Annotated in this window: 15 protein-coding genes and 2 tRNA genes; 12 read left to right on the forward strand and 5 right to left on the reverse strand. The window is 64.6% G+C overall.

Features of this window, described 5'->3' with window-relative positions:
• The first annotated feature begins 12 nt into the window (after positions 1 to 12).
• From gyrA to AC1DIP_RS10060, 6 genes are all read left to right on the forward strand, one after another.
• Entirely contained in the window at positions 13 to 2691 is a 2679-nt protein-coding gene (gene gyrA, locus AC1DIP_RS10035; protein WP_476208219.1) for a DNA gyrase subunit A, read from the forward strand.
• Positions 2684 to 3355: a DUF3566 domain-containing protein gene (locus AC1DIP_RS10040; protein WP_476208221.1), complete on the forward strand. Its 672-nt coding sequence runs from the start codon at positions 2684 to 2686 to the stop codon at positions 3353 to 3355. Before gyrA ends, AC1DIP_RS10040 begins: the two co-directional genes overlap by 8 nt.
• A 97-nt stretch (positions 3356 to 3452) precedes the next feature.
• Positions 3453 to 3526: transfer RNA gene (locus tag AC1DIP_RS10045), tRNA-Ile, on the forward strand.
• 71 nt (positions 3527 to 3597) lie between these two features.
• A complete protein-coding gene (locus tag AC1DIP_RS10050; RefSeq protein WP_210411329.1) occupies positions 3598 to 3714 on the forward strand; it encodes a DLW-39 family protein in 117 nt (38 codons plus the stop codon).
• A gap of 72 nt (positions 3715 to 3786) precedes the next feature.
• Positions 3787 to 3862, forward strand: a tRNA-Ala gene (locus tag AC1DIP_RS10055).
• Between the two features lie 82 nt (positions 3863 to 3944).
• Positions 3945 to 4919, forward strand: coding sequence for a DMT family transporter (locus AC1DIP_RS10060; RefSeq protein WP_477733641.1), 975 nt, complete (start codon positions 3945 to 3947; stop codon positions 4917 to 4919).
• Between the two features lie 3 nt (positions 4920 to 4922).
• On the opposite strand, the gene AC1DIP_RS10065 is transcribed toward AC1DIP_RS10060, so the two are convergent.
• Entirely contained in the window at positions 4923 to 5798 is an 876-nt protein-coding gene (locus AC1DIP_RS10065) for a glycosyltransferase (protein ID WP_476208225.1), read from the reverse strand.
• A 102-nt stretch (positions 5799 to 5900) separates the two neighbouring features.
• Complete coding sequence (locus AC1DIP_RS10070) at positions 5901 to 6842, reverse strand: hypothetical protein (protein WP_477733642.1); 942 nt, start codon at positions 6840 to 6842, stop codon at positions 5901 to 5903.
• A gap of 154 nt (positions 6843 to 6996) precedes the next feature.
• Here AC1DIP_RS10070 and AC1DIP_RS10075 point away from each other — a divergent pair, with 154 nt between their 5' ends.
• The 3 genes from AC1DIP_RS10075 to AC1DIP_RS10085 all read left to right on the forward strand — a co-directional run bounded on the left by AC1DIP_RS10075 (position 6997) and on the right by AC1DIP_RS10085 (position 9440).
• Positions 6997 to 7542: a peptidylprolyl isomerase gene (locus AC1DIP_RS10075; RefSeq protein WP_141158792.1), complete on the forward strand. Its 546-nt coding sequence runs from the start codon at positions 6997 to 6999 to the stop codon at positions 7540 to 7542.
• Between the two features lie 9 nt (positions 7543 to 7551).
• Entirely contained in the window at positions 7552 to 8430 is an 879-nt protein-coding gene (locus tag AC1DIP_RS10080; RefSeq protein WP_476208228.1) for a rhomboid family intramembrane serine protease, read from the forward strand.
• Positions 8431 to 8972: 542 nt separating this feature from the next.
• Entirely contained in the window at positions 8973 to 9440 is a 468-nt protein-coding gene (locus tag AC1DIP_RS10085) for a carboxymuconolactone decarboxylase family protein (RefSeq protein WP_476208230.1), read from the forward strand.
• A gap of 201 nt (positions 9441 to 9641) precedes the next feature.
• On the opposite strand, the gene AC1DIP_RS10090 is transcribed toward AC1DIP_RS10085, so the two are convergent.
• Positions 9642 to 10232 carry a DNA-3-methyladenine glycosylase I gene (locus AC1DIP_RS10090; protein ID WP_476208231.1) on the reverse strand — a complete coding sequence of 197 codons (591 nt, stop codon included), beginning with the start codon at positions 10230 to 10232 and terminating at the stop codon, positions 9642 to 9644.
• A gap of 55 nt (positions 10233 to 10287) precedes the next feature.
• Positions 10288 to 10539: a cell division protein CrgA gene (locus AC1DIP_RS10095; RefSeq protein WP_141158788.1), complete on the reverse strand. Its 252-nt coding sequence runs from the start codon at positions 10537 to 10539 to the stop codon at positions 10288 to 10290.
• Between the two features lie 173 nt (positions 10540 to 10712).
• Between AC1DIP_RS10095 and AC1DIP_RS10100 the strand changes: the two genes are divergently transcribed.
• From AC1DIP_RS10100 to AC1DIP_RS10110, 3 genes are read left to right on the forward strand one after another with little or no spacing between them, the layout of a single operon-like run.
• Positions 10713 to 11507, forward strand: coding sequence for a class E sortase (locus AC1DIP_RS10100; RefSeq protein ID WP_476208233.1), 795 nt, complete (start codon positions 10713 to 10715; stop codon positions 11505 to 11507).
• Positions 11508 to 11509: 2 nt separating this feature from the next.
• Positions 11510 to 11680, forward strand: a complete 171-nt coding sequence (locus tag AC1DIP_RS10105; RefSeq protein WP_477733643.1) for a hypothetical protein — start codon at positions 11510 to 11512, stop codon at positions 11678 to 11680.
• Positions 11677 to 12318, forward strand: a complete 642-nt coding sequence (locus tag AC1DIP_RS10110) for an aminodeoxychorismate/anthranilate synthase component II (protein ID WP_476208235.1) — start codon at positions 11677 to 11679, stop codon at positions 12316 to 12318. The genes AC1DIP_RS10105 and AC1DIP_RS10110 overlap by 4 nt, the downstream gene beginning before the upstream one ends.
• Positions 12319 to 12344: 26 nt before the next feature.
• On the opposite strand, the gene pknB is transcribed toward AC1DIP_RS10110, so the two are convergent.
• Positions 12345 to 14312: a Stk1 family PASTA domain-containing Ser/Thr kinase gene (pknB, locus tag AC1DIP_RS10115; RefSeq protein ID WP_477733644.1), complete on the reverse strand. Its 1968-nt coding sequence runs from the start codon at positions 14310 to 14312 to the stop codon at positions 12345 to 12347.
• Position 14313: the final 1 nt, after the last annotated feature.

The following is a 14313-nucleotide window of genomic DNA, read 5'->3' on the forward strand; positions in this document are numbered from 1 at the left end:
GGAAAATAACTAATGAGCGACGAAATCCCCGAGAACTCCGCCCCTGAGGGCGGAACTCCGGACACCGTTCTTGAAGGCGACGTGCTGATCGACCGCGTGGAACAGGTGGACCTGCAGACGGAAATGCAGCGTTCCTACCTGGACTACGCCATGGCCGTCATCGTGGGCCGTGCCCTGCCCGACGTCCGCGATGGCCTCAAGCCCGTGCACCGCCGCGTGCTGTACGCCATGTTCGACGGCGGCTACCGCCCCGACCGGTCCTTCAACAAGTGCGCCCGCGTGGTGGGCGAGGTCATGGGCCAGTACCACCCCCACGGTGACACCGCGATCTACGACGCCCTGGTGCGCCTCATCCAGGACTGGACCATGCGCTACCCGCTGGCGCTGGGGCAGGGAAACTTCGGCTCACCCGGCAACGACGGCGCCGCCGCACCGCGGTACACCGAAACCAAAATGGCGCCGCTGGCCATGGAAATGGTCCGGGACATCGACGAGGAAACCGTCGATTTCCAGGACAACTATGACGGCAAGAACCAGGAACCCACCATCCTGCCGGCCAGGTTCCCCAACCTGCTGGTGAACGGTTCTTCCGGCATCGCCGTAGGCATGGCCACCAACATCCCGCCGCACAACCTCCGGGAAGTAGCCGACGGCGTGCAGTGGTACCTATCCAACCCTGGTGCCACGCGCGAGGAACTCCTCGAGGAATTGCTGGTGCGGGTCAAGGGCCCGGATTTCCCCACCGGAGCCACCATCCTTGGCCACAAGGGCATCGAAGACGCCTACCGCACCGGCCGCGGCTCGGTCACCATGCGCGCCGTGGTTGCCGTGGAGGAACTGCAGGGCCGGACCTGCCTGGTGGTCACGGAGCTTCCCTACCAGGCCAACCCTGACAACCTGGCCATCAAGATCGCCGAACTGGTCAAGGACGGCAAGATCCAGGGCATTGCCGACCTCCGCGATGAAACATCCGGACGCACCGGCCAGCGCCTGGTGATCGTGCTGAAGCGCGACGCGGTGCCCAAGGTGGTGCTGAACAACCTCTACAAGCACACCGAACTGCAGAGCAACTTCTCAGCCAACATGCTGGCCATCGTGGACGGTGTGCCGCGGACCCTGAGCCTGGATGCGTTCATCCGCCACTGGGTGACGCACCAGATGGACGTCATCGCCCGCCGCACCCGGTACCGGCTGCGCAAGGCAGAGGAAGAAGCCCATATCCTGCGGGCGCTCCTGAAGGCACTGGACATGCTGGATGAGGTCATCGCCCTCATCCGCGCCTCCAGCACCACCGAAGCCGCCCGCGACGGGCTGATGGAGCTGCTGGACATCGATGAGCTGCAGGCCCGGGCCATCCTGGACATGCAGCTGCGCCGCCTCGCCGCCCTGGAACGCCAGCGCATTCAGGAAAAGCACGCAGAACTCGAAGCCCTGATCACCGAATACAAGGAAATCCTTGGTTCGGAACAGCGCCAGCGCGAGATCATCAGCACCGAGCTCGGTGAGATCGTGGACAAGCACGGCGATGACCGCCGCACCAAGATCCTCATGGGCTACGACGGCGACATGTCCATGGAGGACCTGATCCCCGAAGAGGAGATGGTGGTCACCATCACCCGCGGCGGCTACGTCAAGCGCACCCGCAGCGACAATTACCGGTCGCAGCAGCGCGGCGGCAAAGGCATCAAGGGCGCCCAGCTGCGTGGAGACGACGTGGTGGAGCACTTCTTCGTTACCACCACCCACCACTGGCTGCTGTTCTTCACCAACCTGGGCAGGGTCTACCGCGCGAAGGCCTACGAGCTGATGGAAGCCGGCAGGGACGCCAAGGGCCAGCATGTGGCCAACCTGATGGCCTTCCAGCCTGACGAACACATCGCCCAGGTGCTGGATCTCAAGGACTACCAGCAGGCCCCGTACCTGGTCCTCGCCACCAAGAGGGGCCTGGTGAAGAAGACCAGGCTGGAAGATTACGACACCAACCGTTCGGCCGGCGTGATCGCCATCAACCTGCGGGACGGTGACGAACTGGTCTCCGCGCAGCTGGTGTCCGAGACCGATGACCTCTTCCTGGTCTCCCGCAAGGGCCAGTCAATCCGCTTCACCGCGACCGATGACGCCCTGCGCCCCATGGGCCGTGCCACCTCCGGCGTTACCGGCATGAAATTCCGCGAGGATGACGAACTGCTTGCCGCAGACGTGGTCACCGACGGTTCATTCGTGTTCATCGTGACCGAAGGCGGCTACGCCAAGCGCACTGCCGTGGAGGAGTACCGGCTCCAGGGCCGCGGCGGCCTGGGCATCAAGGTAGGAAAGTACCAGGAAGAGCGCGGCCACCTGGTGGGCGCACTCATCGTGCAGGAAGAAGACGAAGTCCTGGTGGTCATGGAGGGCGGCAAGGTTGTCCGGTCTTCCGTGGCCGGTGTCCCGGCCAAGGGCCGTGACACCATGGGCGTCATCTTCGCCAAACCGGACAAGAACGACCGGATTATCGAGGTGGCACGCAACAGCGAACGCGGTCTTGAGGACGAGGAATCCGCCGACGATGACGTAACGTTGGCTGAAGATGGCGGAACCGCTGGGGAATCCGCCGCGCCAGCAATGGCAGAAGAATCACCGGCCGTTGAGTCAGAGGACGCCTCGGGCGACGCTGAGCCGAACGAAGACAACACGGAGGTAACGAGTGAGTAATTCCGACTCATTTCCCAAGCCGAACAGTACTGTTCCCGACGGGAACCGGCCTTCAGCGGCACCCCGCGTGAACGCCCCCGTTCGTCCCCAGCAGCGCCCCTCGGCGCCCGCCGGTGCACCGGGCCAGCGGCCTGCCGTCCCGGGCCAGCGCCCCCAGCAGGGAGAGCGGCCCGCACAGCCAGGCCAGCGCCCCTTCCAGGGCCAGCCCGGCCAGCGCCCGGCACAAACAGGCCAGCGTCCTGCGCAGGGAGCCTCCGGCCAGGGAACTCCGGGCCTGGTGAAGCCCGCTCCGAAGGCAAAGGTCCGCCGGGCCAGGCTGCTGATCAGCAAGGTGGATCCGTGGTCCGTGCTGAAGATGGCATTCCTGCTGTCTGTGGCACTGGGCATCGTCACGGTGGTGGCCGCCATCGTCCTGTGGACCGTCCTGGACCTCACCGGGATCTTTGACCAGGTGGACAGCCTCCTCGGCACGTTGGCGGGCGCAGAAAGCGGCGGCTTCGAGCTGAAGAAGGTTGCTTCGCTGGGCCAGGTGGCCTCATTCGCCACCATCATTGCCGTGGTCAACGTCGTCCTGCTGACGGCGCTCTCCATGCTTTCCGCTGTCCTGTACAACATTTCCGCCACCCTGGTGGGCGGCATCGGCGTGACCCTCACCGACGATTAGGACACCATTCCACCGGCTCCACGCCGGTGGAATGCCCCGATTTGAGATCGGGCCGGGGTGTGCTGTAAAGTCATGTCTCGGCCCGATGAGGGATTGAGGGCGTATAGCTCAGGCGGTTAGAGCGCTTCGCTGATAACGAAGAGGTCCCAGGTTCAAGTCCTGGTACGCCCACGGAACCTGTGCAGGTTTCAAACCGAGGTTTGGTCCGGATCCGTCCGGTACCTTGCCGGATTGGGGAGCATGTGAAGAAGTTGCTTGTACTGGCAGCCGCAATCGCAGGCTTCCTGGTTTACCGGAAAGCACAGGAATCCGAAGCCCGGAAAACGGTCTGGAGCAAGTCAACCGACACGGTCGACTAGCCCGGACACCCACTCCGGGAGCCGGTCAGAGGCTCCCCGGTTCTAGGGTATGATTGACGGGTTGCTTCTTATGGGGGCATGGCGCAATTGGTAGCGCACCTGCTTTGCAAGCAGGGGGTTCGGGGTTCGAGTCCCCGTGCCTCCACCATAGGAAAGTCCCGGTCAGCGGAAACGCCGGCCGGGACTTTTTGCTTTCCATCTGCGCACGGAACCAGCACCAGGGGGCTGCATTGAACTTCTTTTTCGCTGCCCTGGGGGTCCTGGGCGTTGCATCCTCCGGACCGCTCATCGCCGCCACGCTTGGCGCCACCAGCGTCAGCGCGCTTGCCATCGCCTTCTGGCGCAATGCCATCGGTGCCGCTGTCATGGCAACTCCCACCCTTGCCCGGGAACCCGGCCAGTTCCGCAGGATCAGCGGCCGGGAGTTCCGCTGGTCCATGTTGGCCGCCATTGCGCTGGCCCTGCACTTCGCCTGTTTCATCACATCCCTTCAGCTGACGTCCGTAGCAGCTGCCACAGCCCTCGTGTGCCTGCAGTCGGCATGGATTGCCGTCTTTCAGCTCTTCCGCGGCATCCGCCACCGCTGGCAGGTCCTGGCAGGGCTGGGAATTGCCTTTGGCGGAGTCCTTGCGATCACCGGCTTCGATATGGGCTCCTCCCCGCAGGCCCTCACGGGAGACCTGCTGGCCATGGCCGGTGGAGCGCTGGCAGGACTATATACGCTCGCCGGCGGTAAGGCCCGGCGAAGCATGTCCACCGGGACCTATACAACGCTGTGCTACGGGATGTGCGCCGTCCTCGTGGCAGGAATGGCGCTGCTCTGGGGGCAACCCCTGGCCGGGTTCGAGCCGGCCGGCTGGCTGGGCATCGCGGCTATCACCGTCTGCGCCCAATTGGTGGGCCACACTGCCTTCAACCACCTGCTGGCTACCATGAGCCCATTGATTGTCTCCATGATCATCCTCATGGAGATCCCCGGCGCAGCGCTGCTGGCCGCCCTGTTCCTGCATGAGACCCTGCCGGCAGGCACCTATGCAGGGCTCGGCCTGATCCTGGCGGGACTTGCCGTCGTGGTCCTGGGTCAACGGAACGGCAGGGGCCGAAGGAGTGGCCGGGGCCAGGGGAACGCCATGGGCAGGGGCCGAGGAACGGATCCGCAGGAGGAACCGCCGCCGGAATACCTCACCGGGCTGGGAACCGACTAGGCGCTACTGGCCGCCGCGCCGGACCGGCTGGGCCGTATTGACGGTGTGGATGGCCCTGAGGAGCTTGGCCGGGAAGTACACCGAGAAGAACACCACCATGGGGGCCTTCAGCGCCATCTTCCGGACGTTGTGCGCCTTGTAGGTCCGGTCGAACCGGGTGACGTAGTAGCGGTAGTCCCGCGGTGAATCCTCAAGCCTCCGGGCCGACATCCCGGATACCATCTGAGGCCAGTAACGGACCGGCAGCTCATGGTCGGCCAGGTGCAGGGACAAATCGATGTCCTCATGCATCTCGTCCTTCTCATCCCGGCATGTTTCGGAACGGATGGTCTCCCAGGCGCTGGCCCGCAGCGCCATGTTGGAGCCGAAGAGGAAATGGTACTGGTGCTTGGCCAGCTTCAGCATGAGCTGGCGCATTTTGTCGTCCGCCTTGAGTCCAAAGCGGCGCATCGGCATGTCGTAGTAGACCACGGGGCCGGTTGCCGCCTGGACCGACTGGTCCGCGAAGGCCTTCTGCACCTGCTCGACCCAGTCGGGTTCCACAATGGAATCGGCGTCGATCCGGCCCAGGATGTCCCCGGTGGCACTGTCCAGCCCGAAGTTCCTGGTGGGGATCAGTCCCTGCTCGCGGTCCTGGCTCAGGAGGATGATGGGGCTTTCCGGATACTCAAGCTGCATCTGGCGGACAATGTCAGCGGTCCGGTCCTTCGAAAGGTTGTCCACCACGATGATCTCGTGGGCGGGAACGGACTGGTAGATGGCAGCTATCAGGCACTGCCTGATTACGCCCTCCTCGTTGTACGCCGGGATGACGATTGACACGCGGAGCTGTACGGCTGCGTCGTTCACGGCATCCCCAGAGGATCGATTGGCTGACATCACTTCAAATCTAGCATCCGGGCAAGATGCCTCCGCGGACGGGAAGAGACACAAAAGGAGGCCCCGCCGTCAAACGGAGCCCCCTTGTGTGAACGGCGAAAATCAGGCCTGGCTGCTGCCCTTGTCTTCATCGGCAACCGTCTTGGCGCCGCCTTCGGTGTCGTCAGCAACGTGCTTGGCCTTGTCGGCGGCGTCCGCTGACTTATCAGCGGCAGTCTCGGCTGCGTCACCGGCTTTGTCCGCGGCAGCACCGGCTGCGGAGGCGGCTGCGGACGTGCCCTTGTCGGCGGCGTCGGCAGTTGTTGCCTTGACGTCACTGACGGTGGTGGCCGGGACAGGGGCGGGGGTCGGGGTGACCGGCGAGGGAGTCTTCCAGGGGTCCTCGACCGGCTTGGAGGCCTTCCACGCTGCAACACCGGCCGCAACGGCAGCAGCCACCACGCCGAAGACCAGCCAGCCGCGTTTCTTCGGCTTCTCCGGCTGGGCAAGCTTCACGTCCACTGCGCGGCTGGCTCCTGCTGAGGCCGCCTTCAGCTGCGTGCCGGTGGCCTGTGCCTGCTCCTGGAGGGCGTGGATGATTCCCACGTCCCCGAGCTTCTGCGCGACGGCGTCAACCCGGGCCGGGGTGTTTTCCAAGGTGCGGTGCACAGCGCCGGAGGCCACGCCAATCTGGTCCGAGAGCTTGGGCAGGTATTCCACCACCACCCGGTCACGGGCATTCAGGACCACTGGAGTGGCCTTGTCCAGGGCCTCATGCAGCCTGGGTGATGCGCCCTCCACCACCTCATTGATCTTGGGCGCCAGGTGGGCCAGTCCGTCCTGGATCCGCGGAGTCACGGTGGCAACGCCGTCGGCCAGGCTGTGGGCCGCCGTCTTCAGGCCTTCCTGGATCTTGGGAGATGCGGTATCCAGGCTCTGCTGGAGGCGGGGAACAGCCCAGTCCACGGCAGCTTCCACTCGGGGGCCCGCCCAATCCTTGGCGTTTTCCACCGCACTGGTGACCGACTGCTCAAGGTCACGGGCAATACGATCCGATTTCTTCACAACTACCTCCCGATTAATGTGACGGTTCTGTCGCTAGCCTACGTGCCCAGATCACCACGGGCTATTCACTCTGCGGATTTTAGGGCGATTTCACCCAGCGCGGAACTGCCCCCGCGGCCATGGCTGCCCGGAACCGGCATGGGAGAATCAACCTATGACTGCCATCGCAACTGCAAAAGCAACCATCCACACCAGCCTCGGCGACATCGTGGTTAACCTCTTCGGCAACCACGCGCCCAAGACGGTCAAGAACTTCGTGGGCCTTTCCACCGGCGAGCAGGCCTGGACCCACCCGGAAACCGGCGAGGACAAGACCGGCACGCCGCTCTACAACGGAACCATCTTCCACCGCATCATCAAGGACTTCATGATCCAGGCCGGCGATCCCCTGGGCCGTGGAACCGGTGGCCCCGGCTACCGCTTTGACGACGAGATCCATCCCGAGCTGAGCTTCAACCAGCCCTACAAGCTGGCCATGGCCAACGCCGGCATCCAGATGGGCAAGGGCACCAACGGTTCACAGTTCTTCATCACCACCATTCCCACGGACTGGCTCCAGGGCAAGCACACCATCTTTGGTGAAGTTGCCGACGAGGAATCCAAGAAGGTTGTGGACGCCATCGAGGGTGTCCGGACCGGCATGGGCGACCGCCCGGTCGAGGACGTCACCATCAACAGCATCGACATCGAACAGCTGTAACGCCGCACCATGAGTTACGGAATTCCGTCGGCCGAGCCGTCCGCCCAGGTCCCGGTCTGCCCCCGGCACCCGGACCGGCCGTCCTACGTACGCTGCCAGCGCTGCGGGCGCCCCGCATGCCCGGACTGCCAGCGGGCGGCCGCCGTCGGATTCCAGTGCGTTGACTGCGTCAATGAAACAAAACGTACGACGCCGGAGGTGCGGTCGGTCTACGGCGGCGCCGTAGCCACCGGCAGGCCTTTGGTGACGTTCGGCATCATCGCAGCGTGTGTAGTCGTCTACGCCCTGCAGATGCTTATACCTGGCGACTGGGTGTACAAGCAGTTCGCCTACAACAACATTTTCGTCGCCCCGCAGTACGGCGCCTTTGAACCTTGGCGGATGCTGACGTCAGCCTTCCTCCATTCCCCGGACTCCTTCCTGCACATCCTCCTGAACATGTACACGTTGTGGATCTTTGGGCAGGCACTGGAACCTGTCCTGGGCCGGGCCCGCTTCCTTGCGGTGTACTTGATCTCCGCCCTTGGTGGATCGGTGGGCTACCTGCTGCTGAACCCGGTGCTGGTCCCGGGCCAGGGCCTGGTGGGGCTGGTCGGCGCCTCAGGTGCCATCTTTGGCCTCTTCGGCGCCATGCTGCTGGTCCAACGCCAGCGGGGCGGCGATACCAGGCAGCTCTGGGTCCTGATCGCCATCAACGGTGTCATTGGTTTCCTGATCCCCCACATCGCCTGGCAGGCCCACCTGGGTGGGCTCATTACCGGTGGGCTCTGCGCCGCTGTCCTTGCCTACACCCCGCGCGGACGCCGCCAAGGCCTCCTCCAGGCACTGGGTTTGGCCGCCGTGGTGGTCCTTCTCGTCGCTGCGAGCTGGGCACGGGTGACGCTCTAACCCTTATCGATTTGCGGACAACTTTATGCCCCCGTCATCCTCCGGTGCCGGGGGCATTCCTGTTTTCCACAGCGCTTATCCACAGTGTTGGTAACTTACATAGCTGTAGTTCATGCCTTCGTTCGGCCTCCCCCGGCGTTCTTCGGTCCCCACGAGGCGTGCCGGACCGGCTTTCTCCACACCTGTGGATAACTTGTGGGGATATTGCTGTGTGTAAGTGGATAAGCGGCCAATTTCGGTGCCACCTGTGGATAAAGCGGCGGAAACGTGGCCGACGGGATGCGGTGCACACCGTTCGCAGGGGGTTATCGACAGCGGTATCCACACTGTTAATAAGTGACAGCACTGTTGTTTCGGCCGGGAGTGAACCCGTAGGAGTAAGGCTGCAGGCTCCAGGAGCGCCGGATTTCCACGAAGTTTTCCCCACCTGTGGATAAGTTGTGGGTATGGCGTTGTTGGTAAGTGGACAAGCGTCCTCAGTGCCGGGCTGCCACCTGCCTATGATGGTGGCCTGCCAAGCCGTTCGACCGACAAGGACTCCCGTGAGCGCCACCGAACACCTGTACCTGGACAAACAGCACCCGGCCCTGTGGAGAGCCATCAGCGGGTTGGGCCTGAAGGTCCAGGAAGCAGCAGAGGAGGCTGGACTGGGCCGGGGCCTGGTGGAGCTCCTGAATGTGCGCATTTCGCAGATCAACGGATGCGCGTATTGCCTGGACCTCCATGTGCGGAAGGCCGCGGACGCCGGCGAAACCCCGCAGCGGCTCGCGGTCCTGCCCGCATGGCGTGAAACGGCACTCTTCACCGACCAGGAGCGGGCCGCCTTGGCCTTGGTGGAAAGCATTACAGAACTCCCGGACGAACGGTCACGGGAGGCTACGGAGGCTTATGCGCGGGAGCGGCTCAGCGCCGGGGAGTTTTCAGCCGTGAGCTGGCTTGCCGTGACCATGAACGCCTTTAACAGGGTGTCCATCACCAGCCACCACCCGGTCCGGCGGGACCGCTCCTAGTTCTGGCCGGACCTTTCCGCCAGGCGGCACTGTACTTTTCCACAGGTATTCCACACTGTTAATAACCACATCTGGCCGGCAGGTTTCAGGGAAAAGGCCCGCGGGGCGGTGCAGCGGCATCACTTTGGTTCGAAGGCGAAGGTTCTCCACATTGTGGATAACCTTCCCAACAGCTGGGGATAACGGCCGGCGCCCGTGCCTTTAGGCCCCAATGGGCCACACGCCGGAAGATCCACGGCGGTGGCTTTGCAGGAGGTGGGTGTCTACCATGCCGATCGCTTCCATCAGGGCGAACATGGTGGTGGGGCCTACGAACGAGAATCCGCGCTTACGGAGCGCCTTGGACAGGGCCACCGACTCTTCGGATTGGGTGGGAATATCGGTAATTGCCTGTGGCTTGGGCGTGCTCGCCGGACGGAAGCCCCACACGAACTCCACCAGTCCGCCGTCGTTCCTGAGCTCCTGGGTGGCCTTGGCGTTCTTCACAGCTGCAAGGATCTTCAGCCGATTCCTGATGATGCCGGGATCCTGCATCAGCCGCTCCACCTCCGGGGCGCCAAACAACGCCACGGCATCCGGGTCAAAGCCGGCAAAGGCCGCGCGGAAGGCCGGCCGCTTTCGCAGGATGGTGGCCCAGGAAAGGCCCGCCTGGAAACCCTCCAGGCAAATCCGCTCGTAGAGGCCCTGTTCGTCGGTGACGGGCAGTCCCCATTCCTGGTCGTAATAGTCGCGCATCAGCGGATCAGTGGCAGCCCAGGCAGGCCGGGCCAGGCCATCCTCGCCGACGATCACGCCGCTGGAATCCGGAGCCAGTGGAGTCCTCCTTGGAACAGTTCCGCTGCAGGCGCTAGGAGCGCCAGCGGGTGGTCATCAGGAACCCGACGATGGCGATGCCGAAGCCCGCAACGATGTTCCAGGACTGCCAGGCCTGGACCGGGAACCGTCCCTCACTGATGTAGAACGTGATGATCCAGAAGAGGCCGATGATCATGAGGCCGAACATGACCGGCTTGAACCATACCGGGTTGGGCTTGTAGGCCTGCGGTGATGCCGGCTGGGCGGTGCTGGCGGTCTTCCTGCGAGGCTTTGACTCGGGCACTGGCTCTCCTTGGCGGACTGGGCAAGCTCGGCGGCCCGGGCTTGGTATCCTGCAAGAAGGAAATTGCCAGCGGTCTGCGCGATCTTGGTCAAATCTGGATTCTTACTAGCAGCCAATTCTAGCCGCAGTTGATGGGCAGCCGGTGCCCAGGGTAGATGCCCGGAGGAGAACGCGTGGTATTGCAGGAGAAGGCGGGGCCCGCCACCGCGCCCCGGCCCCGTCGTGCCCTCCTGCACGGCATCATCTCGGTGTTTGGTGAACTGTTGATCACCGCCGGCGTTATCCTCCTGCTCTTTGTGGCGTGGCAGTTGTGGTGGACCAACGTCGAGTCCGATGCCAAGCAGAGCCAGGTCATCAAGGAATTCGCCCAGGACCTGGGCACCGCAGCCCCCGCGCCCTCGGCCTCCGCAGCGGCGGCGCCTCCCGCCGCCGGTGAGGACTTTGGAAAGCCCGTGGTGGGGACGGCGCCGGGCCACGCCGGCACCATCGGCATCATGTACATCCCCAGGTTCGGTCCCACCTACACCCGTCCGATCGTCCAGGGGACAAGCCAGGACGTCCTGGACACCCTGGGCCTGGGCCACTACAGCAACACCGCCATGCCCGGCGCCGTCGGCAACTTCGCGGTGGCCGGCCACCGCCAGACGCACGGAGCCGTGCTGGACAACATCCACACCCTGGTCCCGGGCGACAAGATCTACGTCCAGACCAAGGACGGTTTCTACGTCTACGTCTTCCGGAACAACCAGATCGTCATGCCGTCCCGCACCGATGTCCTGGAACCGGTCCCCACCCAGCCGGGTGCCGCGCCCACCGAAAGCTACCTCACCATGACCAGCTGCAACCCCCGATTCGGAGCGGAAGAACGCATCATCGCCTACGCCCTGCTGGACAGCTGGCGGCCCGCAGCGGCAGGACCACCGGCCGAAATCGCGGCCCAGGTGGCAGCAGCCACCGGAAGGAACTGACCGTGTACGCCTGGATCTTCCGACACCTCCCCGGGCCGCTGTGGCTCAAGATCATCATCTCGCTGGCACTGGTTTTCCTCGCCCTGGTGCTGATGGTCCAGTTCCTGTTCCCCTGGATGTCCCATTTCACCCCATTCACCGACTCAACGATTGGTTCCACAGACCAGCCATGACCACAACCAAGATCCTTGTAGTGGATAACTACGACAGCTTCGTCTACACCCTGGTGGGCTACCTCCAGGAACTCGGCGCCGAGACCACGGTGGTCCGCAACGACGACGTCACGCTCGCCGAGGCCATCGAACTGGCCAGCACCCGTGACGGCGTCCTCATATCCCCCGGGCCCGGAAATCCCGCGGAGGCGGGGGTCTGCATCGAGCTGATCAAGTGGTGCGGTGAAAAAAGCGTTCCCATGTTCGGCGTCTGCCTGGGCCACCAGGCGCTGGCCGAGGCTTTCGGCGGCAAGGTGACCCATGCCCCGGAACTCATGCACGGCAAGACGTCCAAGGTGGAGCACATTGGCACCAGCGTCTTCGCCGGGCTGCCCTCCCCCGTCACGGCCACCCGCTACCACTCACTGGCCGCGGTGCGGGAATCCATCCCCGACGTCCTGGAAATCACGGCACAGACCGCGTCCGGAGTGGTCATGGGGCTGCAGCACCGGACGGCACCACTGTGCGGGGTGCAGTTCCACCCGGAATCGGTACTCACCGAGGGCGGGTACCAGATGCTCGGCAACTGGCTCGAATCGCTGGGCATGAAGGGCGCGGCTGCCCGGGCAGCGAAGCTGAGCCCACTGATCCAGCAGTAGCCGGAGCCGGGCCGACACGGACGCGGTCAGCCCTTCTTGGTGGGCTTGGGCGTTGGTGTCGGCGTCGGCGTGGCGGTTTCCGTTGGCGCAGGCGGCGGTGGCGGCGGCGCCTTGGCCACCACGACGGTGATGGTCTTCCCCTGCTCCACGGCAGCGTTGGCCGGGTCGCTTTGGTCCGTGACCTTGCCGGGCTCCACCTGGGAGTTTTCCACCTCAACCACCGAGGGCACCAGGCCGAGCTCCTTCAGTGCAGCCTCGGCTTCGTCACGCATCAGGCCACGCAGTTCCGGGACCACCACCTTTCCGGTGGACACGATCAGCTCGACGCTGGTGCCGACACCGACGCTTTGCCCGGGAGCCGGGTTGGACGTGATGACGATCCCCGCCGGGACAGTGGCACTGTTGGCAGTGGTGGTCGACGGGGCGCCCACCAGTCCCACCTGCCGGAGGATGTCCCGCGCCGCGGCTTCGGTCTTGCCCGGGAGGCTGTCAGGGATCTTCACCGAACTGGGGCCATCCGAAACGTTAAGGATGACCTCGGCCCCCGGATCCAGCGAACCTCCAGCCGCGGGGTCCGTCCCGATGGCCGTCCCCTTGGGGACTGTGTCGTTTGCGGACCGTGCGATCCGGGGCCTCAGGCCGGCGTTGTACAGCTCCTGCAGTGCGGCGGTTTCCGTCATGGACGCCACCGCCGGAATGGACACCTTGGGCGGCGCGGGAGCGGGCCGGTTGACCGTTTGGTACAGCCACAATCCGCCGCCGGCGAGGATCAGGAGGGTGAAGATCACCAGCGTCGCGATCCAGGCACGACGCCGGGACTTCTGCCGTGTGCTCGGCTCACGTTCCGAAGCGAAGCCCAGCGGGAGCGCCCCCGCCCCATACGCGTCAGCCCCGTGCTCGTCGGCCACTTCCAGCGGAGCCGCCGCTCCGGCATCGCCATGGTAAAGGTTGGTGGCGGCCAGCCGTCCGGTGGGGGCATCGTCAAGGAAGCTTGCCCCTGTGGCGGCGAACGCCTCGGTGGGCGGGGTCGCCTGTGGAACGTGGTCGTTGGGATCGGTGGGCGCCTCTGACGCCGCCACGGCCGGCACGGGAACACCGGCCTTGGCAGCGCGCAAGGCGCGCCGGAAGGCCGCTGCGTCCTGGAACCTGTCGGTCCGGTTCTTTTGCAGGGCCTTGGCAAGGACGGTATCCAGCGCCGGGGATACATCCGGGTTGAGGCTGCTGGCCGGTTCCGGGATCTCGCGGACATGCTGGTAAGCCACGGAAACCGGGCTGTCCCCGACGAACGGCGGCCGCGAAGTCAGCATTTCGTAGAGCAGGCACGCAGCGGAATAGAGGTCGCTGCGGGCATCCACCGTCTCGCCCCGGGCCTGTTCCGGCGAGAGGTACTGTGCCGTTCCCACCACTGCCTGGGTCTGGGTCATGGTGGCGGAGGAATCGGCGATGGCCCGGGCAATGCCGAAGTCCATCACCTTCACCGAGTTGCTGCCCGGGCAGTACATCACGTTGGCAGGCTTAATGTCCCGGTGCACGATGCCGGCCTTGTGGCTGTACTCGAGGGCCGCCAGGACGCCCAGGCAGTAGTCGATCGCCTGGCTGATGCTGACCTCGTTGGCACGGATCAATTCGCGCAGGGTCCTGCCCTCAACGTATTCCATGACGATGTACGGCACCCGTACGTCCTCGGTGGAACCGTCATGGACCACGTGCTCGCCGGTATCAAAGATGGCCACGATCGACGGGTGGTTCAGGGCTGCCACCGCCTGCGCTTCGCGTTTGAAGCGGGCCTGGAACTGCGGATCCCGGGCCATGTCCGGCCGCAGCAGCTTGATGGCCACGGTCCGGCCCAGGCGGGTGTCAGTTCCCTTGTAGACATCCGCCATGCCGCCGCGGCCAATGAGGTTACCCAGCTCGTAGCGCCCGTTCAGGACACGCCGGTTATCCACCGGAAGGCTGTCCTCCCGGTGCAACGGTGTGCGTGGTGACTCATTCACT

This window comes from Pseudarthrobacter sp. 05T312 (genome assembly GCF_056396685.1).